This window comes from Tardiphaga sp. 172_B4_N1_3, from assembly GCF_052076035.1.
GTDB classification, from domain to species: domain Bacteria; phylum Pseudomonadota; class Alphaproteobacteria; order Rhizobiales; family Xanthobacteraceae; genus Tardiphaga; species Tardiphaga robiniae.
Genome location: NZ_CP197238.1, coordinates 525,869 through 551,724 on the forward strand (window position 1 = coordinate 525,869; position 25,856 = coordinate 551,724).

At 60.8% G+C, this 25,856-nt stretch carries 27 protein-coding genes; 13 read left to right on the forward strand and 14 right to left on the reverse strand.

Translation table 11 applies throughout. The features are described 5' to 3' along the window. Positions 1–113: 113 nt before the first annotated feature. Entirely contained in the window at positions 114–1,340 is a 1,227-nt protein-coding gene (locus AB7783_RS02320; protein WP_441279627.1) for an ABC transporter substrate-binding protein, read from the reverse strand. Between the two features lie 173 nt (positions 1,341–1,513). Beyond that, complete coding sequence (locus AB7783_RS02325) at positions 1,514–2,341, reverse strand: enoyl-CoA hydratase/isomerase family protein (protein WP_441276705.1); 828 nt, start codon at positions 2,339–2,341, stop codon at positions 1,514–1,516. Between the two features lie 179 nt (positions 2,342–2,520). Between AB7783_RS02325 and AB7783_RS02330 the strand changes: the two genes are divergently transcribed. Continuing rightward, positions 2,521–3,456: an SMP-30/gluconolactonase/LRE family protein gene (locus tag AB7783_RS02330; protein ID WP_439057662.1), complete on the forward strand. Its 936-nt coding sequence runs from the start codon at positions 2,521–2,523 to the stop codon at positions 3,454–3,456. Positions 3,457–3,526: 70 nt separating this feature from the next. Then, positions 3,527–4,120: a GNAT family N-acetyltransferase gene (locus AB7783_RS02335; RefSeq protein ID WP_441276706.1), complete on the forward strand. Its 594-nt coding sequence runs from the start codon at positions 3,527–3,529 to the stop codon at positions 4,118–4,120. Positions 4,121–4,123: 3 nt separating this feature from the next. Here AB7783_RS02335 and AB7783_RS02340 read toward each other — a convergent pair whose 3' ends face one another. Continuing rightward, a complete protein-coding gene (locus AB7783_RS02340) occupies positions 4,124–4,702 on the reverse strand; it encodes a TetR/AcrR family transcriptional regulator (protein WP_439070762.1) in 579 nt (192 codons plus the stop codon). A 203-nt stretch (positions 4,703–4,905) separates the two neighbouring features. Between AB7783_RS02340 and AB7783_RS02345 the strand changes: the two genes are divergently transcribed. After that, positions 4,906–6,045, forward strand: a complete 1,140-nt coding sequence (locus AB7783_RS02345; protein ID WP_439076392.1) for an MFS transporter — start codon at positions 4,906–4,908, stop codon at positions 6,043–6,045. A 3-nt stretch (positions 6,046–6,048) separates the two neighbouring features. Here the strand turns inward: AB7783_RS02345 and AB7783_RS02350 are convergent, their stop codons facing one another. The 6 genes from AB7783_RS02350 to AB7783_RS02375 form a co-directional block, all read right to left on the reverse strand. After that, a complete protein-coding gene (locus AB7783_RS02350) occupies positions 6,049–7,026 on the reverse strand; it encodes a PDR/VanB family oxidoreductase (protein WP_441276707.1) in 978 nt (325 codons plus the stop codon). A gap of 11 nt (positions 7,027–7,037) precedes the next feature. Beyond that, positions 7,038–7,793, reverse strand: a complete 756-nt coding sequence (locus AB7783_RS02355; RefSeq protein ID WP_439057667.1) for a GntR family transcriptional regulator — start codon at positions 7,791–7,793, stop codon at positions 7,038–7,040. 4 nt (positions 7,794–7,797) lie between these two features. After that, positions 7,798–8,847, reverse strand: a complete 1,050-nt coding sequence (locus tag AB7783_RS02360; RefSeq protein ID WP_089267395.1) for an aromatic ring-hydroxylating dioxygenase subunit alpha — start codon at positions 8,845–8,847, stop codon at positions 7,798–7,800. A gap of 192 nt (positions 8,848–9,039) precedes the next feature. Then, a complete protein-coding gene (locus tag AB7783_RS02365; RefSeq protein WP_068732213.1) occupies positions 9,040–9,882 on the reverse strand; it encodes an AAA family ATPase in 843 nt (280 codons plus the stop codon). 94 nt (positions 9,883–9,976) lie between these two features. Next, complete coding sequence (locus AB7783_RS02370; protein WP_068732215.1) at positions 9,977–10,219, reverse strand: GlsB/YeaQ/YmgE family stress response membrane protein; 243 nt, start codon at positions 10,217–10,219, stop codon at positions 9,977–9,979. A gap of 217 nt (positions 10,220–10,436) precedes the next feature. Beyond that, positions 10,437–12,353, reverse strand: coding sequence for a diguanylate cyclase (locus AB7783_RS02375; RefSeq protein ID WP_441276708.1), 1,917 nt, complete (start codon positions 12,351–12,353; stop codon positions 10,437–10,439). 304 nt (positions 12,354–12,657) lie between these two features. Here AB7783_RS02375 and AB7783_RS02380 point away from each other — a divergent pair, with 304 nt between their 5' ends. The 3 genes from AB7783_RS02380 to sseA all read left to right on the forward strand — a co-directional run bounded on the left by AB7783_RS02380 (position 12,658) and on the right by sseA (position 15,227). Continuing rightward, positions 12,658–13,839: a vWA domain-containing protein gene (locus tag AB7783_RS02380; RefSeq protein WP_068732219.1), complete on the forward strand. Its 1,182-nt coding sequence runs from the start codon at positions 12,658–12,660 to the stop codon at positions 13,837–13,839. Then, positions 13,836–14,249 carry a rhodanese-like domain-containing protein gene (locus tag AB7783_RS02385; protein WP_439057670.1) on the forward strand — a complete coding sequence of 138 codons (414 nt, stop codon included), beginning with the start codon at positions 13,836–13,838 and terminating at the stop codon, positions 14,247–14,249. The genes AB7783_RS02380 and AB7783_RS02385 overlap by 4 nt, the downstream gene beginning before the upstream one ends. Before the next feature lie 123 nt (positions 14,250–14,372). Next, positions 14,373–15,227 (forward strand): 3-mercaptopyruvate sulfurtransferase, encoded by an 855-nt coding sequence (sseA, locus tag AB7783_RS02390; RefSeq protein WP_441276709.1) that lies wholly within the window; start codon positions 14,373–14,375, stop codon positions 15,225–15,227. A gap of 12 nt (positions 15,228–15,239) precedes the next feature. On the opposite strand, the gene AB7783_RS02395 is transcribed toward sseA, so the two are convergent. Beyond that, complete coding sequence (locus tag AB7783_RS02395; RefSeq protein ID WP_441276710.1) at positions 15,240–16,037, reverse strand: hypothetical protein; 798 nt, start codon at positions 16,035–16,037, stop codon at positions 15,240–15,242. A 358-nt stretch (positions 16,038–16,395) separates the two neighbouring features. Between AB7783_RS02395 and AB7783_RS02400 the strand changes: the two genes are divergently transcribed. After that, a complete protein-coding gene (locus tag AB7783_RS02400) occupies positions 16,396–17,574 on the forward strand; it encodes a L,D-transpeptidase family protein (protein WP_441276711.1) in 1,179 nt (392 codons plus the stop codon). A 79-nt stretch (positions 17,575–17,653) separates the two neighbouring features. Here the strand turns inward: AB7783_RS02400 and AB7783_RS02405 are convergent, their stop codons facing one another. Continuing rightward, positions 17,654–18,613, reverse strand: coding sequence for a D-2-hydroxyacid dehydrogenase family protein (locus AB7783_RS02405; RefSeq protein ID WP_441276712.1), 960 nt, complete (start codon positions 18,611–18,613; stop codon positions 17,654–17,656). 111 nt (positions 18,614–18,724) lie between these two features. Further along, on the reverse strand, positions 18,725–18,937 hold the full coding sequence (locus AB7783_RS02410; RefSeq protein WP_441276713.1) for a hypothetical protein: 213 nt from the start codon (positions 18,935–18,937) through the stop codon (positions 18,725–18,727). A gap of 231 nt (positions 18,938–19,168) precedes the next feature. On the opposite strand from AB7783_RS02410, the gene ettA reads away from it, so the two are divergent. From ettA to AB7783_RS02430, 4 genes are all read left to right on the forward strand, one after another. Then, complete coding sequence (gene ettA, locus AB7783_RS02415) at positions 19,169–20,818, forward strand: energy-dependent translational throttle protein EttA (RefSeq protein WP_089267386.1); 1,650 nt, start codon at positions 19,169–19,171, stop codon at positions 20,816–20,818. 13 nt (positions 20,819–20,831) lie between these two features. Next, positions 20,832–21,602: a trans-aconitate 2-methyltransferase gene (gene tam, locus AB7783_RS02420; RefSeq protein ID WP_120289006.1), complete on the forward strand. Its 771-nt coding sequence runs from the start codon at positions 20,832–20,834 to the stop codon at positions 21,600–21,602. 106 nt (positions 21,603–21,708) lie between these two features. Continuing rightward, positions 21,709–22,335, forward strand: a complete 627-nt coding sequence (locus AB7783_RS02425; RefSeq protein WP_439093975.1) for a TIGR00645 family protein — start codon at positions 21,709–21,711, stop codon at positions 22,333–22,335. A gap of 14 nt (positions 22,336–22,349) precedes the next feature. Then, on the forward strand, positions 22,350–23,585 hold the full coding sequence (locus AB7783_RS02430; RefSeq protein ID WP_441279628.1) for a lytic murein transglycosylase: 1,236 nt from the start codon (positions 22,350–22,352) through the stop codon (positions 23,583–23,585). A 95-nt stretch (positions 23,586–23,680) separates the two neighbouring features. On the opposite strand, the gene AB7783_RS02435 is transcribed toward AB7783_RS02430, so the two are convergent. After that, positions 23,681–23,977 carry a hypothetical protein gene (locus tag AB7783_RS02435; RefSeq protein ID WP_068732235.1) on the reverse strand — a complete coding sequence of 99 codons (297 nt, stop codon included), beginning with the start codon at positions 23,975–23,977 and terminating at the stop codon, positions 23,681–23,683. A 245-nt stretch (positions 23,978–24,222) separates the two neighbouring features. Further along, a complete protein-coding gene (locus AB7783_RS02440; RefSeq protein WP_068732237.1) occupies positions 24,223–24,534 on the reverse strand; it encodes a hypothetical protein in 312 nt (103 codons plus the stop codon). Positions 24,535–24,913: 379 nt separating this feature from the next. On the opposite strand from AB7783_RS02440, the gene AB7783_RS02445 reads away from it, so the two are divergent. Both AB7783_RS02445 and bfr read left to right on the forward strand, forming a co-directional pair. Beyond that, positions 24,914–25,201, forward strand: a complete 288-nt coding sequence (locus AB7783_RS02445; RefSeq protein ID WP_068732239.1) for a (2Fe-2S)-binding protein — start codon at positions 24,914–24,916, stop codon at positions 25,199–25,201. Between the two features lie 150 nt (positions 25,202–25,351). Then, a complete protein-coding gene (gene bfr, locus AB7783_RS02450) occupies positions 25,352–25,837 on the forward strand; it encodes a bacterioferritin (RefSeq protein ID WP_068732242.1) in 486 nt (161 codons plus the stop codon). Positions 25,838–25,856 lie beyond the last annotated feature (19 nt).

Sequence of the window (25,856 nt, forward strand, 5' to 3'; positions counted from 1 at the left end):
GCGGCTTGCGTCGAGTATGCACGATTAAGGAGAGCGGGCCAGCAACGAGAGCGCATGGCTCAGCACGCGTGCGTCCCCTCTAGCTCAGGAGAGGGGACGCCGGAGCGTATTGCTTACGAGTTCTTCTCGCCGGACATCAGCGGGCCGAACAGCTCCCAGCTTTCGCCCTTGAACCGCTGCATCTGAAGCTGCTCCAGCGGGCTGAAGTCGGTCGAGCTGGTCTTGATCTTAGTGCCCGGCAGATAGATGCCGATCTCCATGTTCAGGCTCGCCGCCTGCTTCATGATGTTTTCGCGCGTGAGGTCGTCGCCGCATTGCTTGAGCACCTGGACGATGCCCTGCGAGACGCCGTAGCCGAACACGGTGGCGCCGTCTTCCTTGTCGCCTTCGGGATAGTACTTGTCCATGAAGGCCGACCATTCCAGCATGCCGGGATCGTTCTTCCATGTTGGATCCTTGGGATCCTTCATATAGGCCGCGCTGAGCACGTCCTGCGAGTTGGCATAGCCCGCGGGCTTCATCACGCTGCCGACAGATGCCGAGACATTGGTGACGATGTGAACGGGCTTCCAGCCCATCTCGCCGACCTTCTTGATCGCCTGTGCAGCGAATTTTGGCGTGGCGATGTTGATGAAGACATCCGGATTGGCTGCCTTGATCTGCACGATCTGTGAATCCACCGTCGGTGACGCCGTCTCGTAAGGCACCTCGGAGACGATGTAATCTTTGACCTTGTCGCCGAAGCCTTCGTGCAGTCCGATGATGTAATCCTTGCCGAAGTCGTCATTGGCATAGAGCACGCCGACTTTCTTGCCGGGATGATTTTTCATGATGTATTGCGCGTAGATGCGCGCCTCGGCCTGGTAGCTCGGCTGCCAGCCCATGGTCCAAGGGAAGTTCTTCGGATCGGCCCATTTCGCGGCGCCCGTCGAGACGAATAGCTGCGGCACCTTCTTGGTGTTCATGTATTTCTGGATCGCCGTATTTCCTGGCGTGCCCAGCGGGTTCATGATGAACAGCACTTCGTCATTCTCAACCAGCTTGCGCGCTTGCTCCACCGTCTTCGGCGGGCTGTAGCCGTCGTCATAGCTGATGAAGGTGATCTTGCGGCCATTGATGCCGCCCTTCTCGTTGATCATCTTGAAATAGGCGGCCTCGGTTTTTCCGATCGTCGCGTAGGAGGACGCCGGGCCACTATACGGCATGATGTTGCCGATCTTGATCTCGGTATCGGTGGCGCCAGTATCGTACTTCTTCTGCGCGTGGCCTGCGGTGGACGTAAGCGCTACGACAACGCCGGCGAGCAAAGTCACTCGCAGAACTTTCCAGTCATGCTGCATGGTCAAGTGTCCTCCCTGTGGTTCGATCAACCGCATCGGCCCGTCTATGCAGGTTTTTGTGATGCGGCTCGAATGCCGGGAGTATGCACCAAGCCCTGAAGTTGGAAAGCTGACTTAATCAGCAAAGCATGACGCGGCGCACAACACCGCGTCGATATGTTTGTGCGTCGCGCTCACTCACCGGTGAATTTGGCTGGGCGCTTCTCGAGAAACGACGCCATGCCTTCGCGGAAATCCGCTGTGCGAAACAGCGGCAGCAATTGCAGGAACACGTGATGGACGTGGTCGCCAAAGCTCTCGGACAGACCTGAGCGCATCATGCGTTTGGCAGCCTGCACTGCGAGCGGCGCATTGGCGGCAATCTCGGCCGCCACTGCATTGGCGCGCGTCATCAATTCCGCATCGGGCACCACCTCGTTGGTAAGGCCCATTTCGAGGCTTTCGCGCGCCGACAATGTGCGGCCTGTGAAGATCAGCTCGGCTGCCTTGGCCCAGCCAACCATCCTCGGCAGAAACCAGGTGCCGCCGGATTCAGGCACCACGCCACGTTTCACGAAGGCCGCGGCGAATTTGGCACTCTCCGCCATGATGCGCATGTCGCAGCCGAGCGCGACGTCCATGCCATAGCCGGCTGCGGCACCATTCATGGCGCATATGGTCGGCTTCTCCATGTTGAACATCACGATCGGGGGCGCTGTCTTCAGATCGAGCGTGGTGCGGCTGTTGTTGGCGTCATTGGCGGAGCCGATGCCGGTGCCCTTGGTGGCGCTGGCCATGTCGAGCCCGGCACAGAAGGCGCGGCCGGCGGCCGTCAGGATGATCACGCGCACGTCGGGATCGGCATCGGCTCTCAGAAACAGGTTGCTGAGTTGCGACAGCATCTCACGGGAGATCGTGTTCAACCGTTGTGGGCGATTGAGTGTGACGGTCGCGATGCCAAGGGCGACAGAGTAGAGCACTTCGTCATCGGCTTCAGGCGCAACTGCGGTGTCGGTCGGCATCGGGCTTCCTCGGATTTTTGTGTTTTCGTTGTCCGCAGCTAAAGCTGAATGGAAATTCCACGCAAGTGGCCATGCATTTGCGCGGCTTGGCAGCGCCGGACATGTTTGCTCTACTTTCGTCACGCTGCGTCGCCCACCCAGGGTGCGATAACAAACCAAGAAAATGTCAGGGAGTTTCCATGTCCAGTCCCAACATCCGCGTCCTCGCCACCGATCTCGCATTCCCCGAAGGCCCGGTGGTGATGCCGGACGGCTCCGTAATTCTGGTCGAGATCCGTGCGCAGCAACTGACGCGGGTGTGGCCCGATGGCCGCAAGGAAGTGGTCGCGAAAATCCCGGGTGGCCCGAACGGCGCAGCGCTCGGCCCTGACGGCAAGATGTATCTCTGCAACAATGGTGGCTTCAGCTGGGCGGCGTCGCGCGGCGCCATCATGCCCGGTGCACCGGAGCCGCATGAATATATCGGCGGCTCGATCCAGCGCGTGGATCTCTCTAACGGCAAGGTCGAAACCCTGTTCGACAAATGCGGCGCGCATCCGCTGAAGGGACCGAACGATCTGGTGTTCGACAAGCAGGGTGGGCTCTGGTTCACCGATCTCGGCAAGCGTCGCCATCGCGACATGGATGTCGGCGCGTTCTATTACATGAAGCCGGGTGCGACCGAGGTCGTCGAAGGTCATTTCGGCATGTTGCCCGCGAATGGCATCGGCCTGTCGCCGGACGAGAAGACCGTTTATGTGGCCGAGACGCCGACGGCGCGGCTGTGGGCCTTTGACGTCGGTGCACCCGGTGAGGTGAAGCCGGCTGATGTGATCTATCGCGGCGAGCGCGGTCGACCCATCGCGGGTCTTGGCGGTTACCAGATGTTCGATTCTCTCGCGGTTGAAGCCTCCGGCAATGTCTGCGTCGCAACGCTGGTCAGCGGCTGCATCTCGGTGATTGCGCCGGACGGAAAATTGGTGGAACAGATACAAACTGGCGACCGCGTCACCACGAATATCGCATTCGGCGGCCCCGAGCTGAAGACGGCCTATATCACGCTGTCGGGCAAGGGCGAGCTGATCGCGATGGACTGGCCGCGCGGTGGCTTGCCGCTCAATTTCTTGAACAAGTAGCCCGAGCGCGATCAGCAAAAGTGGAAGCCGGTTTTGCGTCCGATCGCGCGTCTAGAACGAAGGAAGACCGATGCCGTGGCTTGAACCCGTTACGCTCAATGGACCTCACGCCCGGCTCGAACCTCTTGCCAAAGATCACTGCGATGGCCTGATCGAGGCCGCCAGGTCGGGCGATCTTTCGAAGATCTGGTACACGGCGATCCCAACGCCCGAAAAGATGAGTGCCGAGATTGACCGTCGGCTCGCTCTGCAGGCATCAGGCGCGATGCTGCCATTCACGGTGAAAGATGCCGACGGCAAGATCGCCGGCATGACGACCTATATGAATGCCGATGCCGCCAACCGCCGGGTCGAGATCGGTTCGACCTGGTATGGCAAGTGGGTGCAGCGCACCGCGCTCAACACCCAGTGCAAGCTGCTGTTGCTCGGGCGTGCGTTCGAGAAGCTGGATTGCATCGCGGTGGAATTCCGCACGCATTTCTTCAACCATCAGTCCCGTCGCGCCATTGAGCGGCTCGGCGCCAAGCAGGACGGCATCCTGCGCAATCACCAGATCGCGCCGAACGGCACGCTGCGCGACACGGTTGTCTATAGTATCTTGCCCGGCGAATGGCCGACGGTGAAGGCGCATCTGACCTATCAGCTGGACGAGAAGCCGCGCTGACGATCAGACGGCGGTGCGTCGCTTGCGGGCTGGCGGATAAATCCGGTCAATCAGGCGATTGCAATAATCGGGTGTCGGTATCTGTTCGCTGAATAGCGCGCGATAGATGATCGGCGCCACCACATGGTCAATCACCTCGTCGATGTCGAAGGGCGTCTCGCCGCGCGCTTTGGCGCGTGCGTTAAGGGTGGTGAGGTGATCGCAGGTGAAGCCCGCGCAGGCGCTGGGCAGTCCCTCCTTCAGGGCCGACAACACGTCCCGCATCAAGGCCTGGCCGACTGGGGACGACATCTCTTCGGCATATTGCTCGATGAAGGCGCGCAGATCGGTTTCGACCGCACCAGTGTCGTCGGGATCTGCGATCGGCCGCAGCCGCGCCACGGCGACGTCGGCGAGCAGCGCGGAGAGATCGCCCCAGCGCCGATAGATGGTCGACGGCGTCACACCAGCCTCGGCAGCGATCTGCGGCACGGTGATCTGGTTTCGGGTGGAAAGAGCCCCCAATTTGCGGACAGCATCATGCACGGCGCTCTGTATCCGCGCGCTGCGTCCACCGATCCGGACTCGTTCCTTCACCGTCACATCGTTCTCCCACGGTCGCACATGTGCGAAAAACTGAGATTCTTAACGCAAAATATTTGCATTAAGCTCTCGGGCGACCTAGATGCCTAATGCAACTACTTAGCTTTTAGGAACGGGCCATGCAAGGCAGCGCCGAAAAGACGTGTGTTTCCAATGCTCAAGCATCACCAGCCAGAGGCGGTTGGGTGTTGAAGCCATCGGCCATGACGGCATTCAGTTTTGCCGGAGCCGCGCTGGTCGCAGCCAGCAGCAGCGCGGTGACGCCGCTGTACCGGCTCTACCAACAGTCGATGCACCTCTCGCCGCTGATGATCACGCTGGTGTTCGCGGTCTATGCGATCAGCCTGCTGGCGGCGTTGCTGACCGTCGGCGGCCTGTCCGATTATGTCGGACGCCGTCCGGTCATTCTCGGCGGTCTGCTGCTCAATGCCATCGCGATGGTGCTGTTCTCTTATGCCAGTGACGTCGGGCAATTGATCCTCGCGCGTGCCGTGCAGGGCCTGTGCGTCGGCACGGCGACAACGGCATTGGGCGCTGCGATCCTCGATACTGACCGCAAGCGCGGACCGCTCCTCAACAGCGTGACCGCCTTTCTTGGCCTGATGGTCGGCGCGCTCGGCGCGGCGGCGCTCGTCACCTTCGCGCCCGATCCGCTGCATCTGGTCTATGAGGTTCTATTCGCGCTGACGGCCGTGATGATCGTGCTGCTGTTCGTGATGCCCGAGACCGTGTCGCGCAAATCGGGCGCGCTGGCCTCGCTGCGGCCGCATGTGCGCGTGCCCAGCCAATCGCGCGCCGCGCTGCTGCGCGTTGCACCGGCCACCGTCGCCACATGGGCGTTGGGCGGCTTCTCTCTGTCCTTGATGCCCACGGTGGTCGCAACAACGATGGGCGTCTCCGCGCCTTGGGTCGGCGGCGTCGTGGTCGCGACCCTGATGCTCGCTGCAGCACTGACCGTGGCCGCCCTTCGGCAGCTTCCGGCGCAGCGGTTGCTGGTGATTGGCACGGCCGCACTGTCGCTGGGCGTCCTCGTCTCGCTGCTCGGCATCTGGCAGCACAGCGTTGCGATGCTGTTTGCCGGTTCGGTGATCGCAGGTTTCGGCTTCGGCGCGTCCTTCGCCGGCTCGCTGAGCACGCTGCTGCCGACCGCCGAGGCGCATCAGCGCGCCGGTTTGCTGGCGGCGTTCTATGTGTTGTCCTATCTGGCCTTCAGCCTGCCAGCACTCGCTGCAGGTGTGGCTGTGCCGTATGCCGGACTGGCCGTCGTGGCCTATGTCTATGGCGCCGTGGTCATCCTGCTCGCGATCATGTCGATGATTGCGTCGCTGCGCGGTGAACGCTGACGGTCAGACAGCGTCCGGCTGATACAACGTATCCACCGTCACCGTGCCGACGACGCGCGAGACGCAGGGACAAATCTTCGTGTTGCCGCTCTTCTGGTGATCGCTGAAGAACACGTCGCGATGATCGATTTCGCCGTCGATGGCGAGGACATCGATGGCGCAGACCCCGCATTCGCCGCGTTCGCAGTCCGACATCACCTCGAAGCCGGCCTCGTTGAGCGCTGCCAGCATCGAGCGGCTTTGCGGGACCACGATCTCGGCACCGCTGTCCTTCAGCCGGACGCGAAATTCCGTAGTTGGCAGGAGACCGCTGGAGCCGAATGTTTCATAGCGCAGATCAGCGGGCGCGCGCCCGGCAGCGTTCCATTCGCGCCGGGCTGCTTCCAGCATCCGCATCGGGCCACAGAGGATGACGATGGCATCGGGAGGCAGGGCAGCAAAGGTCGCGGTGAAATCCAGTCGAGCACCTTCACGGCTGGCGTGCACCGTCAGGCGGTCGCCAAGCAGCGTCGATAGTTCATCGAGATAGGCGGCTTCGCTGCGAGCCTTCACCGCATAATGCAGCTGCAGGTCGATGGCTTTGCTGTGGAGCGCCGCGGCAATGCCGGTGATCGGCGTGATGCCGATGCCGCCGGCGATCAGGCAGTATGTCCCACGATTCCAGTCGATGTCGTAGAGCGATGACGGGCTGGAGATCTCCAGCCGCGCGCCGACTTGCAGTGCCCACATGGCTTTGGAGCCGCCGCGGCTATCCGGTGCCAGCCGCACAGCGATACGCAGCAACTCGTTGCTGCGTTCTCCGACCAGCGAATAGGATCGCGTCTGTGGCTGGCCGTCGATCAGGAGGCTGACATTGATGTGGCTGCCGAGAGGGTAGGACGACAGCGGTGTATCCGGCTTCAGCGTGATCTCGCGAATGTTCGGCGCCACATTGCGCGTGGCCTCGACGCGGCATCCCATCCAGTGTTCTGCAAAACGCATGAAGGTCTCCGTCAATCCGCCGGTGTCGAGGTCAGCAATGCCAGTGCAGGCAGCAGGTCGAGATGATTGCGATTGCGCAGTGCCAGCCGCAGATTGCGCACGGCAAGCCGCGCGTGCTCACGCATGATCGCCTCGGCGCGCGCACCTTCGCGATTCTCGATGGCGTCGACGACGATGCGGTGATGTTCTTGGCCGATCAGCAGGATGTTGTGCGCTTCCGGCAGCGCCGACTGCGCCATCACGAAGGCGCTGGGCGAGGCAAACGGCATCGCCGAAACACGATCTATCTGCCGGATCACCGGCGCGCTGCCGGAAAGGTCAGTCAGCAGCGCATGGAAACGGGCGTTCATGGTGACATAGGCTGAAAAGGCCTCGACCGAGATCGGATCCTGCCGCACCAGTTGATCCAGATCCGACAGACATTCTTTCAGTGGTTCAAGGTTGCGGGCGCTGGCGCCGCGCTCCGCGGCGAAGCGGGCTGCGAGGCCTTCCAGCGTACCGCGCAGTTCGATGGAGTCGAGAATGTCGCGCTCGGAAAACGCCTTCACCATGAAGCCGCCGGACGGGATCGCCTGCAGCAGGCCCTCATCTTCCAGACGCACCAGTGCGAGGCGCACCGGCGTGCGCGACACGCTGGTGATCTCCACGGCCTGCAGCTCGCTGATGCGTTCGCCCGGGCGCAGCGTGCCGGAGAGGATCATGTCACGCAGAGCGAGCTGTGCGCGCACGGTCTGCGAGACGGAGCGTTCGGTATCGCGTTCGCTCATGATTTTACTCTGCCGCCTGCAGTTTGGGTGGCGTACTTTCCTTCGCCACCATGCGGTCGATCACCCGTCGGCACCACATGGCACCGGCATCGATATTGAGGTTGTAAAATACGCGGTCCGGATTCTCGGTCATCGCCTTCTGCTGCGCTTCGAGAATGATCTCGTCCTCGCGGAAAATACCCGCGACGCCTTCGCGGATTTCCGTGGTGATCTTCTGTTCGGTGATGCGGTGGTTGCGTACAAAGGCCCAGAAATAGTGGCAGGTGGTCTCGGTTTCCGGCGTCATGGTGTTGAGCACGAAGCCGTTGACGCCCTGCGAACGATCGCCTTCCGGAGCGCCGGTTCCGGCCGGTGCGACGCCGACGTCGATATTCACCGTGCTCGGCGCCTGGAAGTGGATGATCTGCCAGCGATCGACGGGGCCAGGCTTGCGCAGCTGCGCAGCCCAGAATGGCGGCGCTTCGATGCCCTTCATCCAGCGCGTCACCGTCACGGTCTTGTCGCCGTGGGTGACATCGAAAGGAGATTCAGCGACGTCGTCCTGGCCGATGCTGGAGCCGTGCACGAATGTCTCGTGGGTGAGATCCATCAGATTGTCGACCACGAGGCGGTAGTCGCACTTCGCGTGAATCGTCTTGCCGTCGCCGGCCCATTCAGGATCGTCATTCCAGTGCATGTCCGGCACTAGTGCCGGATCTGCCAGCGCCGGGTCGCCCATCCACAGCCAGATGAAGCGATGCCGCTCGACCACGGGATAGGAGCGCACGCAGGCGGAGGGATTGATGGTCTCCTGCGAGGGCATAAAGGTGCAGCGGCCTTGCGCGTTGTATTTCAGGCCGTGATAGCCGCAGACCACCGTGTCGCCCTCGAGACGTCCCTTGGAGAGCGGCACCAGTCGGTGCCAACAGGCATCCTCCAGCGCGCTGACGCCGCCATCGGAGCGTCGGTAGATCACCACATGCTTGCCGCAGATCGTGCGCGGGAAAAGCTGGTGCTTGATGTCGGCATCCCAGGCGGCGGCGTACCAGGCGTTCAACGGGAATGAAGCGGGCATCGTATTCCTCCGTGGCGCAGTTCTTGAGTCCTGTCTGTATACAGGGGTGGCGTTTGAAGGGACGATATCTCAATAAAACGGGGATTAGAACCAGTTTATGTATACTGAAATTGGAAAATATCTGCGAAATAGGTATTAAAAAACCGCCCCTGAGGGCGGTTTTCCGTGAAGGCTGTATACCTCGATGGTGGATCAGACTTCCCGTCTGTTCAAAAACGCCAGCCGCTCGAACAGGTGCACGTCCTGCTCGTTCTTCAACAGCGCACCATGCAGCGGCGGGATCAGCTTGCGCGGGTCGCGCTCCCGCAGCATCTCCGGCGACATATCCTCATTGACCAGCAGCTTCAGCCAGTCGAGCAGTTCCGACGTCGATGGCTTCTTCTTGAGGCCGGGCACGTCGCGCACCTCGAAGAAAATACGCATCGCTTCGGCGACGAGGCGATGCTTGATGCCGGGGAAGTGGACCTCGACGATCTGGTTCATGGTGTCGATGTCGGGGAACTTGATGTAGTGGAAGAAGCAACGGCGCAGAAACGCGTCGGGCAATTCCTTCTCGTTGTTCGATGTGATCATCACGATCGGGCGCTTTGCCGCCTTGATGGTCTCGCCGGTCTCGTAAACATGGAATTCCATGCGGTCGAGCTCGAGCAGAAGGTCGTTCGGGAATTCGATGTCAGCCTTGTCGATTTCGTCGATCAGCAGCACCGGTCGCTCTGCATGGGTGAAAGCTTCCCACAGCTTGCCGCGCTTGATGTAGTTGCCGATATCCGAGACGCGGGGATCGCCGAGCTGGCTGTCGCGCAGGCGCGAGACGGCATCGTATTCGTAGAGGCCCTGCTGCGCCTTTGTGGTCGACTTGATGTGCCAGGTCAGCAGCGGTGCGCCCAGCGCCTTGGCGACTTCCTCGGCCAGTACGGTCTTGCCGGTGCCAGGCTCGCCCTTCACCAGCAGCGGGCGTTCGAGCACGATAGCGGCATTGACCGCGACCTTGAGATCATCGGTCGCGACATAGTTTTCGGTGCCGGTAAATTTCATGGAGACTTTGCCTTGTTCTTCTTGTCGCGCGGACGCGCGCCGCCGAAAATGATGGGAATCGCGGTAGGCGATCGCAGAGTGAGGGGATGCGACGTCAGCGCCGGATCAGCGACAGGATGACGAGCACGATCACCGCGCCGATGGTGGCGTTGATGATGTCGCGGATCGCCCCAACGCCAAGGCTCACACCCAGGCGCGGCAGCAGCCAGCCAGCGACCAGTGCGCCGATGATGCCGATGACGATATTGCCGAGCAGGCCGAAGCCGGCGCCACGAACGATCAACCCGGCCAGCCAGCCAGCAATGGCGCCGATCAGCAATGCTGCGAGAATTCCCATGGATCAATCCTTCGCGGGCGACATCAAGTGACGCGCCATTCCTGTTGTGATCATCAGCCGTCGGCCAATTTGGCCAGCCGGCACGTTTCCGGGCGAAGTTTAATTGAATTATTGGTCAGGTCCAGCCACCATTCCGGGCACTTCGCGGGACCTTTTGCGATGACGAAGAACATATCATGGCGGGGAAAAGCCAGACGGTCTGGCGGCAATTGGCGGATCAGCCGTTGTGCGAAAAGCCCGCGCTGAAATATTCGCGTTGCAGCGCCGAATTGGCGACGACGCAATCTCGACCACGTCGTTTGGCCTCGTAAAGCGCCAGATCTGCCTCGCCGACCAGGACGGCTTCGTTCGAGGTCAGGCTGTTCCGTCTTGCGACGCCGACGCTGATCGACAGGTGGCCACGGGTTGATGCCATATTTGGAATCTCCAATGCCCTGACCCGAAGGCGCAGGGCTTCCGCGACAGTGATCGCATCGGCCTCGGATACGTCGGGCAAAATGATGGCGAACTCCTCGCCGCCATAACGTGCGGACAATGCCGGCGTATTGATCGTGGCGTCGGCGATGACGGATGCGACGCGTTTCAGGCATTCGTCGCCGGCCTGATGGCCGTTGCTGTCATTATAGCCCTTGAAGTTGTCGACATCGATCAGCAGCACCGACATCTCGTCGTGCTGCTCAAAGACGCGGCGCAGAAAGCCGTCGAGTGTGCGGCGGTTGGCGAGCCCCGTCAGCCCGTCAGTGGTCGCGAGTTCGGCGAGCTTTGTATTCAACGACGTCAACTCGTCCTGCATGCTTTTTCGAAGGGTGACGTCGCGTAGCACGCCTACGATTTCGACCTTGTCGCGATCGATCTCGCGGGTGGCCAGTTTGAAGTTAACCTCCACCCAAGCGAGTGAATGGTCGTCACGATAAGTCCGAAAAATCACGGTGCGGTTCGCTGTGAGATCTTTTAATTGCGCGCTGGCCGCCTTCACGGCTTCCACATCCTCCGGGTGCACCAGTTCGAAACAGGAGCGCCCGAGCAGATCTTTCGGATTATGCCCCAAAACGAATTCGACCGAATGCGAGACGAAGACGATATTTCCAAAGCGATCGAGCAGGATAATAACATCGGCGATGTTGTCGGCGAGCAGGCGATAGCGGGACTCGCGCTCGCGAAGCGCGTGTTCCATGTTGAGCCGGAAGCGGAACTGGGTCGATAGCAGTGCGGCGAGCAGGATCACGGTGCAGAGCAGGACTGAAGCAACGATAACGTCGGACAGCAGGTTGCTCTTCCATATGGCCAGCACCTGATCCTCGGGAATCGCAACTGTCACGATCAGCGGATACTGCGTGGTTTGCTCGTAGCTGAAATATTTGGTGATACCGTCAAACGGCGAATCGATCTTGTAGAAGCCTGCCAGACTCTGTTTCAGACGGGTCTGAATGAGTTGAGTTCCGGAGAGGTCCTTTCCAACCTCCATCGATGGCCAGTGAATCAGCAGTATGCCGTCGCTTCGGATCAGGCTGATGCCGCCGCTCTCGCCGATCTGGAATGTTTTGTAGAAATCGCTGAAGTACTGGTTGTCGATTGCGCCCGTCAGCACGCCTTTGAAGGTGCCGTCGGGGCCGTCGATCCGCTTCGACAGGATGATTGATGTACGGCCGGTTAGCCGCGACGTGATGGGGGCGTTGATCCTGATATTGGAGTCGGTGTGGTCGCGATGATAGGTGAAATAGTCGCGGTCGGAATTATTGTGCGTTGGCGTTTCCGGCAGCGAGGAATAGCGCCAGTTCCCAAGCGTATCGAATACACCGATTTCGCGCAGCTGTGGCAGTGCATTCGCCGTGTTGGCCAGAAACGTGTTGAAGCGATCCGGCTGCGGGTTTTGGTACTTCAGCAGATCCGCCATCCCGCTCATGGCGATATCGATGGCCTGTATCGAGCGCGAAGCATGTTCGACCAGCGAATGTGCGAGGTTTCGACTGTCGGTTTCGCTTTGCGCCAATACGGTCTGGCGGGCATCGAGCGCCTTCCAGACGACAAGCCCGAGCACGCACGCGCTCATCGCCAGCACGAACAGCGTGACGATCACACCTGGCGCGGAGAGTCGGCTCGGCGAACTGCTGGTCAGTGTCGTGGGTACGGTCATTCGATTCTACGTTGACAGCAAAACAGGCCATCACCATGGCCGTCGTTGCTTTCACGATAGCTAAGAATGCCCGCCGATGGCGGGACACCGCGCTGCGTGGTTACTGACGCCGGAATTGTTGAAACAAATACCTGCAATTTGACAAGCGATTGCTTCACCATGCCGCGGAGCGGAATTCGCCCCGGTTTGACTGATAAATCTCGCTTATTCCCGATATGCGCCGCGATGGCGCACCACGGAGCGGTGTAGGCTTCTACCACATCCGGCCCTTGACGGACGCGGGTGGTCGGGCAATCTGTCAATCATGTTCTTGCAATTCTTCACATCGCTGCGCGATGCACAGGTCCCGGTGACCCTGCGCGAATATCTCACGCTGATGGAGGCGCTCGACGCCGACCTCGCTGATCAGTCGGTGGAGAATTTCTATTATTTGTCCCGTGCAGCGCTGGTGAAGGACGAGCGCAATCTCGACAAGTTCGATCGGGTGTTCGGGACGGTCTTCAAGGGGCTTGAGAGCCTGCTCGACGCCATGGAAAAGGCGGAGATTCCGGCCGAGTGGCTGAAGAAGCTCGCCGAGAAATATCTCACCGAGGAAGAAAAGAAGCAGATCGAGGCCATGGGCTGGGACAAGCTCATGGAAACCCTGCGGAAGCGCCTTGAAGAGCAGAAGGAACGTCATCAGGGCGGCAACAAATGGATCGGCACCGCCGGGACATCACCGTTTGGTGCCGAAGGCTACAATCCCGAAGGCATCCGTATCGGCCAGGAAAAGAGCCGCCACCGGCGCGCGGTGAAGGTCTGGGACAAGCGCGAGTTCAAGGATCTCGACGGCAACGTCGAGCTTGGAATCCGCAATATCAAGGTGGCGCTGCGCCGTCTGCGCAAGTTTGCCCGCACCGGTGCGCCGGATGAACTCGATCTCGACACCACGATTCGGGAGACCGCCAATCACGGCTATCTCGACGTCCACATGCGTCCGGAACGGCGCAACGCGGTCAAGGTGCTGGTGTTCTTCGATATCGGCGGATCCATGGATTCGCATATCGAGCAGGTCGAGGAACTGTTTTCGGCGGCGAAGAGCGAATTCAAGCACATGGAGTATTTCTACTTCCACAACTGCCTCTATGAAGGCGTGTGGAAGCAGAACAAACGTCGCTTCACGGACCGCACGCCGACTTGGGACGTGCTGCACAAATATGCCCATGACTACAAGATCGTGTTCGTTGGCGATGCCTCGATGTCGCCTTACGAGATCATGGTGCCCGGCGGTTCGGTCGAACATGTGAACGAAGAGTCCGGCTCGGTCTGGCTGGAGCGCATCACGCAGACCTATCCGAATGCGGTGTGGCTCAATCCTGTCGCCAAGCGGCACTGGGATTACTCGGAGTCCACGACCATCATTCGGCGACTGTTCTCGGAACGGATGTATCCGCTGACGATTGAAGGTCTCGAAGGTGCAATGAAGGAACTGGTGCGAAAAGCATGACGCAGACGATTACCCGCGGCTACAAGGCGCTGCTCGACGAAGCTAACGCGCAGATCGAGACCATGAGCGTCGAGGACGTAATGAAAGCGGCGGAAAGCCCGGATGTGGTCATCGTCGATATCCGCGATCCCCGCGAGATCGAACGCGAAGGCAAGATCCCGGGCTCGTTCTCCTGCACCCGCGGCATGCTGGAATTCTGGATCGATCCGGAAAGTCCCTATGGCAAGCCGATCTTCCAGGAAGACAAGAAATTCATTTTCCATTGCGCCAGCGGCTGGCGCTCGGCGCTGGCGGCCAAGACCGCAGCCGATATGGGCCTGAAGCCGGTGGCGCATCTGGGCGGTGGCTTCACCGCCTGGCGCAATGCGGGCGGCGCGGTCGAGAAGGTCGAGTCGAAGGCGTCGAAGTAATCGTAACTCTCGGCCGTCATGCCCGGCGAATGCCGGGTATCCACGTCTTGCCGCGAGTGAAGACGTGGATGGCCGGGACAAACCCGGCCATGACGGTGTTTCAAAATAAAAGGGCACTTGTGCATGGCATCCACTGATCCTCTTGTCTCGACCGAATGGCTCGCCGCGCATTTGGGCGATCCCAAAGTCAAAGTCATAGATGCGTCGTTCAAGATGCCTGGCGTGCTGCCACTGCCGGTCGATGACTATCTCGCTGCGCATATTCCCGGCGCTGTGTTCTTCGATGTCGATGCGGTCTCCGATCACTCTGTGTCGCTGCCGCATATGTATCCTGATGCCGACCAGTTTGCGCGCGATGTCGCCGCGCTCGGCATTTCCTCTGATGATACGGTCGTCGCCTATGATGCGGGTGGCTGGGTCGCGGCGCCGCGGGCGTGGTGGATGTTTCTCTCTTACGGCCATGCCAATGTGAAGGTGCTCGATGGCGGGCTGAAGAAGTGGAAGGCCGAAGGCCGCGCGATAGAAACCGGAAAGCCGTCACCGAAGCCTGGCACTTTCAGGGCCACGCTCGACAAGTCGTACGTCCGCAGCAAGGCGCAGGTGGTTGCCAATCTGGATTCGCGCAAAGAGCAATTGATCGACGCGCGCGCCGCCAATCGCTTCGAGGGAAGTGTCCCTGAACCGCGCGCGGGCATTCGCTCCGGTCACATCCCCGCCAGCCGCAACCTGCCTTACAACCTGTTGTTCGATGCTGCGACCGGCACGATGAAGCCGCTCGAAGAGTTGCGCCAAGCCTTCACCGGCACGGGGCTCGATCTCGACAAGCCTATCGTCACCACATGTGGCTCCGGCGTATCTGCGGCGGTGTTGACTTTGGCGCTTTATCGTCTCGGCGTGCGCGGTTCGGCGCTCTATGACGGCTCGTGGTCGGAATGGGGGCAGCCCGACGGTCCACCCGTCGCGACCGGGCCGGCGTAATCGGGATCAAGGTCAGCGCGCGACCGGCAATCCGAACGGGTCGGTCGGCTGTTGTGCAGCGGCAGCCATAGGCCTTGAGGCTACACGCCGCTTTTTGACGGTGATGCGCTTCTTCACGACCTTCTTGGCGGGCTCTGCAGCAGGCTTGGCTTTCGGCAATGGTACCGACTCGGTATCGATGGGCGGTCCACCCAGCATCGCAATTTTCGTCGAAGACAATCTTGCGTCGTCATCGGTCAGCGTGGCTGTCGGCTGTGGCCCTGCCGCTACCTCTGTTGCGGCGGCTGGTGCCGGAACGGTGGCAGGCTCGGGAGGAGGGGCAGCAACTGGTTCGACGGAGGTCGCAGGTGCGACGGCAACCGTCGTTAGAGGATCCCGCTCTTCGATCTTGGTTGCTTCCGACTTCGCTACAACTTCAGGCTTCGGCGTCGCCGCCACCGGGGCAGTCATCTCGACTGTCGGTGCGGCCAGTGTCGACAGGGGCGCGGCGGTCTCGGGCAAGGCGATCTTTTCCGGCTCCGCAGGAGCCGCGATGGGGGGCATCTGTTCTGCCGCCGATGTCACGGAGACCACTGGCGGCGCGACAGTCTCAGGGGTGGGGGCTGCCGGTGCCTCGACGCGTAGCATGGCCAATGTCGGTGGAGCTTCGACGGGCGGCTGCGCAAAGACGGCCTGCGGCGCGCGCCTGGTCGGAATGTTCGCGAATTCCTGATGGGCAGAGCGCAGCAGGGCTGCGGCGCCAAGGCCGAAGACCACCAACGAGACTGTGAGCAGGACGGCTGCGAACAGAAATCGGAAACCCGGAAGCATGAATGGCAGTTCCGCCTTCGGACAGACCGTGGAAGGCTTTCGAACGACGGGGACGCGGTGACAACACTGGAAGCGGCCCGTTCCGCAGAATCGGCTGCCGCCAAAGCGTCGCGAATCAGGACCATTTGAGGATAACGCACGGCCTCAGGAACCGTTTGTTAAAAAGTGAGATGCACAACTGAGGACGCATTCCTGAGCAGTGATTTCAGCGGGGGTGAGGCAAGATAGCCACGCCGGCGTGTGATCTCGCGAATATGACCGAAATGGGAAGCTTTTTTCCGGAATTGTCTTGAATGCGCCGCTATCCTGCGCGATCTGACGGCATGTTCCGGTTTTTGCTTGAGCTTATACAAGGGCAATGATGATCAAGCGTGTTTTGACGACATTGGCGACCGTGGCTCTCGGTAGCGTCGCGGGTCATTCGCTCGCGGTGGCGCAGGGCTATCCTGTGGGCACGCCAAGCGGCTATTCGATTCCGGCCGATCCCAACTATCCCCCGGGCGGCTATCCGGCCAATTCGCGCGCCGATCGCGCGCTGGACGCCATGCCGGACTTTGACGCACTCGACGAAGAGGACGCGCCGCCCTCTCGTGGTGGCCGGCCGATGACGGGGCTGTCCGCGCCCGGAATTGCGCCCCAGAGCCCGGTGATGTCTCCGGATGATCCGCGCTATGGTCGTCCTGCTGGTGCTGCCCCGGTTTATTCCGATCGCGCCATGCCGCAGGGGCCGGTGATGTCGCCGGACGACCCGCGTTACGGCCGCCCGATGGCGCCGCCGGCGGTGGTCTATTCGAACCGTGGCAACGGTGATGGCGCAGTGCGTCCGCCTGAAGGCATGGGCGGGCAGGGTGCCCCTGTGACCGGCTCGGTGCAGGGACAGGGTCTTGGTGCCAATGGCAGCTCTGTGATGGTGGCTTCATTGCCTCCGGAAGATCAGCCAGAAACTGGTCCGGCGCAGTTGCCGCCGCAGTTCCGCCGGCAGGAAGTGAATTTCGTCACGAAGGAGCCCGCGGGCACCATCGTCGTCGATACGCCGAACTTCTATTTGTACTATGTGCTCGGCAACAACCGCGCGATGCGCTATGGCGTCCGTGTCGGCCGCGACGGCTTCACCTGGAACGGTGTGCAGAAGATCACTCGCAAGGCAGAGTGGCCGGATTGGCATCCGCCGACCGAGATGATCGAGCGTCAGCCCTATCTGCCGCGCTTTATGGCCGGCGGCGAAGGCAATCCGCTCGGTGCCCGCGCCATGTATCTCGGCTCGACGGTCTATCGTATTCACGGCACCAACCAGCCGTCGACTATCGGCAAGTCCGTGTCGTCGGGCTGCTTCGGCATGCTCAACGACGACGTCTCGGATCTGTTCGAGCGCGTCAAGGTCGGTACCCGCGTGGTGGTGATGCCGGGCAAGGCTCCGGCAACGACCGCCTCCGCGCAGCCGGTCCCCGGCCCGAGCGCCAGCGCCGCGTCGGCGCCGCTGCCCGGTACCCAGCCGACATCGGTTCAGCCGCTACCGGCTCCGGTCAGCATTCGCTGATTTCTTTCAGCTGATTTCGAGAAAACGGGCGCTGTGTAATCACACGGCGCCCGTTTTCTTTGCGCAGTGAGCGCTTGCGTCAGTTGAGCTTGCGGATTGGGGCGCTGTTCAACCAGCCGCCGATGCCCTCGATCATCTCCGCATAGATCCGCTTGTAATTTTCGGCGGTGACATAACCGAGATGCGGCGTGATCACGACATTGTCGAGCTTGCGCAGCGGGCTGTCGAGCGGCAGTGGTTCATGGGAATAGGTGTCGATGCCGGCACCGGCAATTTTCCCGGCCTGCAAGGTCTCGAGCAGCGCGACTTCATCCACGATCGGGCCGCGTGCTGTGTTGATGAGATAGGCTGTCGGTTTCATCCGCGCGAGATCCACCCGTGACACCAATCCGCGTGAGCGATCACTCAGCACGAGGTGGATCGTAATGATGTCGGCCTGAGCGAACAGTTCTTCTTTGGTGGCATAGGTCACGCCGGCTTTTTCGCAGGCCTCGGGCGTCAGATTGGTGCTCCAGGCAATGGTCTTCATCCCAAGCGCGCGGCCGATGCCGGCGATCTGGCTGCCGAGCTTGCCGAGGCCAATGATTCCCAGCGTCTTGCCTTCGACGTCCTCGCCGACGGTAACCTGCCAGGGCTTGCCGGCCTTCATGCGTGCGTTTTCAAAGCCGATCTTGCGGGTCAGTTCCAGCATCAGGCCGATGGTCAGGCCGGCCGTCGGATTGCCCACCATCGCGGTACCGCAGACCGTTATGCCACGAGCCTTCGCAGCCTCGAAATCGATCGCGGCATTGCGCATGCCCGAGGTGATCAGCAGCTTGAGTTTCTGCAGCGCCTCGAACATCGCGCGCGGAAATGGCGTACGCTCGCGCATGGCGCAGATGATCTCGAAATCCTTCAGCGCCGTGGCTGCCTCGTCTGCCGACGCGAATGGCTTATCGAAGACCGTGACCTCGATGCGATCGTCAAGCACGCTCCAGTCGCCGAGTCTCAAGGCCACGTTCTGATAGTCGTCGAGAATTGCACAGCGCAGCCGCGTCATGGGATCGTCCATCCGGTGTGGTGATGACGGTGTTGAAGCCGTCAGGGGATGGACACATTGCGCGCGCCTCGCGGGCGTGCGCAAGCGTCTGCATCGTCGGCGGCAGTGCGATCAGCTTAATGTGAGGGGCGGGACCGGCGCGGACGGGTCCTTGGCGCGACAGGCGGGGCCCGGGCCGCGCATGTAATGCTGCTCGGGCCGGTAAGGATCGAAGGCGGCGACGAAGAACAGCTGCCAGAACGTCCGGATTTCGTGGAGTAGGCCTGGGCGCGCCGCGCGGGTTTCGGCGGCGGCTGAAGAGGGGACTGATGTAATGATCGCCATGACGAGGCTCCGCCTGTCTGCCCGCGACTTCAGTCGCGAGGGGCATGATTGATCGCCCTGGGAGCACTCTTGGCGGAAGTCGTTAAAAAGCGGTTTTAATTGTCATAATGGCTGCCTCGAAGAAGTGCAGAGTTACCAAATCCTTAAGACCCCCGGTTGCCCTTTCGGGGCCACGCCGCTACATCAGCGACAACCCATTTTTCACGCCCGCGACGGTTTTCAAGGATCACGATGGCTCGCCAATTCGTCTACTTCATGCAGGGACTGACCAAGGCCTATCCGACCCGCAAGGTGCTGGATAACGTCCATTTGTCATTTTACCCGGACGCCAAGATCGGCGTGCTCGGAGTCAACGGCGCCGGTAAGTCGACGCTGCTCAAGATCATGGCGGGCCTCGACAAGGAATACACCGGCGAGGCCTGGGTCGCGCAGGGCGCGCGCGTCGGCTATCTCGAACAGGAACCGCAGCTCGATGCGTCTTTGAACGTCCGCGAGAACGTCATGCTTGGTGTCGCCAAGCAGAAGGCTGTTCTCGATCGCTACAACGAGCTGGCGATGAACTACTCGGAAGAGACCGCTGACGAGATGACCAAGCTGCAGGACGAGATCGAGGCGCAAGGCCTCTGGGATCTCGACAGCAAGGTCGACCAGGCGATGGATGCGCTGCGTTGTCCGCCTGACGATGCCGACGTCACCAAGCTCTCCGGTGGTGAACGCCGCCGCGTCGCGCTCTGCAAGCTACTGCTCGATGCACCCGAACTGCTGCTGCTCGACGAACCGACCAACCATCTCGACGCCGAGTCCGTCTCATGGCTGGAAGGCCATCTGCGCAACTATCCCGGCGCGATCCTGATCGTGACCCATGATCGCTATTTCCTCGACAATGTGACGTCCTGGATTCTCGAACTCGATCGCGGCCGCGGCATTCCCTACGAGGGCAACTACTCGTCCTGGCTGGTGCAGAAGCAGAAGCGCCTGGCACAGGAAGGCCGCGAGGACGCAGCCCATCAGAAGACGCTGGAACGCGAGCAGGAATGGATCGCCTCGTCGCCCAAGGCACGTCAGGCCAAGTCGAAGGCGCGCTACCAGCGTTATGACGAGCTGCTCAAGAAGGCCAGCGAGAAGCAGACCCAGGGTGCGCAGATCACCATTCCGGTGGCCGAGCGCCTCGGCGACAACGTCGTCGACTTCGAAGGCCTCACCAAGGCCTATGGTGATCGCGTGCTGATCGACGATCTGACCTTCAAGCTGCCGCCCGGCGGTATCGTCGGCGTCATCGGCGCCAACGGCGCCGGCAAGACGACGCTGTTCAAGATGATCACCGGCCAGGAGAAGCCCGATAGCGGCACGATCACCGTCGGCGAGACCGTTCATCTCGGTTATGTCGATCAGTCGCGCGATGCGCTCGACGGCAAGAAGACCGTGTGGGAGGAAATCTCGGGGAATAACGAACTGATCCTGCTCGGCAAGAAGGAAGTTAATTCGCGCGGCTACTGCTCGTCGTTCAACTTTAAGGGCGGCGATCAGCAGAAGAAGGTCGGCGCATTGTCGGGCGGTGAACGCAACCGCGTGCATCTCGCCAAGATGCTGAAGTCCGGCGCCAACGTCCTGCTGCTCGACGAACCGACCAACGACCTCGACGTCGACACGCTACGCGCGCTGGAAGAGGCGCTGGAAGACTTCGCCGGTTGCGCCGTGATCATCAGCCATGACCGCTGGTTCCTCGACCGTATCGCGACCCATATGCTCGCTTTCGAAGGTGACAGCCACGTGGAATGGTTTGAGGGCAACTTCCAGGACTACGAGAAGGACAAGATGCGTCGTCTCGGGCAGGATTCGATCATCCCGCATCGCGTGAAATACAAGAAACTGACGCGCTGAGGAGAACTCTCAAATGGCCGACTGGAGCGCGCAGCAGTATCTGAAGTTCGAGGACGAGCGAACCAGGCCGGCACGGGATCTGCTCGCGCAGATTCCGCTTCTCGATGCCCGCAAGGTCGTCGACATCGGCTGCGGACCCGGCAACTCGACGGAGCTTCTGGTCAATCGCTGGCCGCAAGCGTCGGTCATCGGTGTCGATACGTCGGCCGATATGCTGCGGCAGGCGCGGGAACGTCTGCCCGCGCAGACGTTCATCGAGGCCAATATCGCCCATTGGGTGGCGCCGGCCGGCTCCGATGTCTTGTTTGCCAATGCCGTGTTTCAGTGGGTGCCGGATCACATCAAGCAGCTGAAGCGTCTGGTCACTGCATTGCCGCAGGGCGGCGTGCTGGCTGTGCAAATGCCGGACAATCTTGACGAGCCCTCGCACATCCTGATGCGCGAGGTCGCCTATCTCGAGCCGTGGCGCGCGCAGCTCTCAAAGGCTGCGGAGCTGCGTGACTCGCTGCCGAAGCCCGGCGCGTATTACGATGCGCTGCAGCCGCTGTGTTCCCGCGTCGAGATCTGGCACACCGTCTACAATCATGCGTTGGCCGATGCCACCGCGATCGTGGAATGGGTGAAGGGCACCGGGCTGCGTCCGTTCGTCGATCCGCTGGAGCCGCCGGAGCGCAAGGCTTACATCGCTGAGTATACCGCGCGCATCGCCGCCAGCTATTTGCCGCAGGCGGATGGCAAGGTTCTGCTGAAATTTCCGCGGATCTTCATTGTCGCTGTCAAATAGCTGATGCGGCCAGTTGCCGCGCATTCACGACATCATCGCGTCCAGAACGCGCCGTTATAAGATCGGCGCTTCCATTGCATTCCGATTCGACCCATAGCGAGCCCCCATGTCCATGACGCCCGAAACGCCATTGCCGCCCAGAGGAAAAGGCGGGGCGATGCGACCGATTCCGGCGCTGATCTTTGGCTCGCGCTGGCTGCAGCTGCCGCTCTATATCGGCCTGATCGTGGCGCAGTGCGTCTATGTCGTGCTGTTCCTCAAGGAACTCTGGCATCTGATCGCGCACTCGTTCGACTTCAGCGAACAGCAGATCATGCTGGTCGTGCTGGGCCTGATCGACGTTGTGATGATCTCCAACCTGCTGGTGATGGTGATAGTCGGCGGTTACGAGACCTTCGTATCGCGGCTCAATCTGAACGGTCACCCGGACGAGCCGGAATGGCTCAGCCACGTTAATGCCAGCGTGCTGAAGATCAAGCTGGCGATGGCGATCATCGGCATCTCGTCGATCCATCTGCTGCGCACCTTCATTGAGGCGGGCAATCTCGGAAGCACCAGCGCGCGCACGACGAACTACACCGAGGTAGGCGTGATGTGGCAGACTATCATCCACATCGTGTTCATTCTCTCGGCCGTTGGCATCGCCTATGTGGACAAGCTCTCGAACGGAGTTGTTCCGCATCCGCCAGAAAACGGTCACGGCAAGCAGGGCCATGGAGGCCACGCGCATTGAAGATGAACCCGGGCATGTGGACGACACTGCGACCGCTCTCAGTCGTCGTTACCCTGTGCCTGGTGATTATTCCCGTTCATTCGTTTGCTGCACCAGACGCCGGTTTTACCAATTTTATTGCTTCGCTCTGGCCTGAAGCCCAACAAGCCGGCGTCTCGCGCAAGACCTTCGATGAGGTCACGCGCGGGTTGGAGCCGGACTACAAGCTTCCGGATCTCATTCTGCCCGGCCGTCCTGCGACTGGCGCGCCGTCGCAGGCAGAATTCGTGCAGGTGCCTGCGGATTATGTGAAGGAGGCCAGTGTCATCCGGCTGGCGGGTGAGGGGCAGCGGCTGTTGCAGAAGCACCGCGCGACACTGGCTGCCATCGAGCAGCGCTTCGGCGTGCCGGCGACAATCATTCTGGCGATCTGGGGGCGCGAGACCGATTACGGTCGGTATGCGTTGCCCTATGACGGCATTCGCGTGCTGGCGACGCAAGCCTATGTCGGTCGCCGCAAGGACCAGTATCGCGGCGAGTTCATTGCGGCATTGAAACTGATCGAGCGCGGCGACGTATCGCGCAAGGATCTGCGCGTGTCCTGGGGCGGCGCTACGGGGCTCACGCAATTCCTGCCGTCGGAACTGGATAAGCACGGGGTCGATTTCGACGGCGACGGCCGAGTCGATATCTGGAAGTCGGTGCCGGACGCGCTGGCATCCGCGGCGCAGCAACTCACTAACAAGGGTTGGCAGCGCGGTCTGCGCTGGGCCTATGAAGTGCGTGCGCCGGCCAATGCCGACTGTACGATGGGTGTGCCAGAAGTCACCCGGCCGATTGGGGAGTGGATTCGTGCCGGCTTCATTCCGGTCCGTGGCGAGAAGCTCAGCGCGGCGGAGCAGGCGCAGCCGGCATCGCTGCTGCAGCCGGAGGGCATCTATGGCCCGGCCTTCCTGACGACGAAGAACTATTTCGTCATCAAGGAATACAATTTCTCCGATCTCTATGTGCTGTTCGTCGGTCATCTCTCCGACCGGATCGCTAACTCGCAACCCTTTGCGACGCCGTGGTCGGCTTCGAACCAATTGCGCAGCGCCGATGTCGAGGCAATGCAGCGGCAGCTGACGAGGCTTGGCCTCTATGCCGACAAGATGGATGGCAAGGCCGGCATGAAGACGCGTGCCGCGCTCGGCGCCTATCAGAAGTCCGCGGGTCTCAAGGTCGATTGCTGGCCCAGCGAGACGGTGTTGCGCGCGATGAACGCAAGATAGTCGCACCTTCAATCGCCCAACGAAAAACCCGGCCGCGTAAACGGCCGGGTTTTGAATTTGGATCGTGCGCGCGAATGCGCAGTCGTCAGATCAGATCAATCGCAAACTTCGACCGGGCGCGAACGCCAGACGCCGCGATATTCGTCCCAGACGCGCTGGCGGACGACACGGCATTCCGGTTCGACATAAACCGGAGCGGGGGCGTAGCCGTAGCCATAGGCCGGAGCCGGACGGCTGGCTGCAATGGCGCCACCGAGGAGAGCGCCACCGATCAGGCCACCGGCAACGCCTGCGGCGATGCGGCCACCATCGGCCTTTGCGGCAGGCGCAACAGCAACCAGCGAACCGGCAACCGTCGCGGCGGCGAGCAAGGCGGAAATCGTCTTCTTCATCTCAAGTCTCTCCAGAAGGGCGCCGCAAGCGACGCACGGTTAAAGGTCTACTCACGCTGCGATTCGAACTGACGGTCTCACTTAGAAGCGCCCAACCGTCAATTCGATGTAAACGTTAGCCAGTCAATGATCCGAAAAAGCGGTTTTTTCGGGCCATTGCAAGCATCACGCACTGGAAATGTCGTAGGTTTCCGATGCGTAACAGGAGATCACAGTGATCTCAGAGATCACATGATCCTGCGATCTCAGCCGCACACGCGGACGCGGCGAATGCGCCAGCCATAGCCGTCCCAGAAACGCTGACGTTGCCAGAAACAATCGCCGTAATAGCCCGGGCCGGCCACATAGGCAGGACGGCCGTAATAGCCGTAACCGGGACCATAGTATCCCGAACCGGCAGCGATCGCACCGCCAAGCAGGGCGCCGCCAATCAGACCTGCAGCCACCGCGCCACCGCCGCCGTGTCCACGCCAGTGCTGCGCGCTTGCCGATGTCGGAGCCATGGCGGAAACGGCCAGGGTGGCAACGGCGGCAATGGCCATCAGAGTTTTCTTCATGGCATTCCCTTTCTCAATCGGGCTTCGCTCACACATAGCGCTGCCTGACGCGAAAAGTTTCATACTTCACTTGAATGATCAATGAACGGGACCGCGCGATCCAGGTTACATCTTGATATTAAAGCCATTCCGGACGAAGGTCCGCGACCCTCCCAAGGGCATGCCGCGCTGCAGGCGGTTACTGGATAGGGGCATCTGTCGGCTAGCCGTCTTCCGATCATGGCGCTTGCGAGCGCTCAGACGAATTTTAGATTCGTTCCAATTTCTTCCATGCGATCAGTAGTTTGGAATAGCTTCAAAGTCGGCGTTTTCCTTTTGCATCGGGGCGGCCTCTTACATATCCAAGAAGGGTCCTGACCTGCGAGTTCGCCTTCATCTCATGATCGTTTGTTCCTGCAACGTCTTTTCCGACCATGATGTCCGTAGTGCCGTTGCCGGAGCGCGTCCGCCGCGTACGCCGGGGCAGGTCTATGGATGCCTCGGTTGCAGCGCCCAGTGCGGACGGTGTGTACGGACGATCAAGAAGATCATGGACGAAGCGCTGGGCGCCTGCGCCAAGTCCTGCTGTGCCGGATGCCCGCATACGGCGGCCCACGGGCAGTCTCATACCGAGACTCATGCGCATATCGAACTGGCAGATATTGCCTCGATTGAAGCGGCAGCCTAAGCTCTTCTAAATTCAACAGCTTTCCAGCTTTTCCACGCTCCTTGCCGAATTGAGCAAAGAAGGGTTGTCCTGTCGGTGAATCTGATTTAGAAACATTCTAAATTCAGACGAGGGCCTGTTTCGGACGGGTTCAGCAGACAGGAGAACATCATGAAGGGCGACCCGAAGGTCATCGAATTCCTCAACAAGGGCCTGCGCAGCGAGCTCACCGCGATCAGCCAGTATTGGCTGCACTTCCGGCTCCTGAATCACTGGGGATTGGTCGACATGGCCAAGATGTGGCGCAAGGAATCCATCGAAGAGATGAATCACGCGGATCGTTTTACCGATCGCATTCTCTTCCTGGACGGCTTCCCGAACATGCAGGTTCTCGATCCGTTGCGCATCGGCCAGACGGTCAAGGAAATCATCGAATGCGATCTCGCTGCAGAAATCGGTGCCCGCACGCTTTATGAAGAAGCCGCCACCTATTGCCACGGCGTCAAGGATTACGTCTCGCGCGATCTGTTCGAAAAGCTGATGAAGGACGAGGAAGGTCACATCGACTTCCTCGAAACCCAGCTCGATCTGATCGAGCGGATCGGCATCGATCTCTACACCCAGAAGCACATGGGTGGCCTTGAGAGCGAGTTCTGAGCCTGGATCTTTGCGGCGT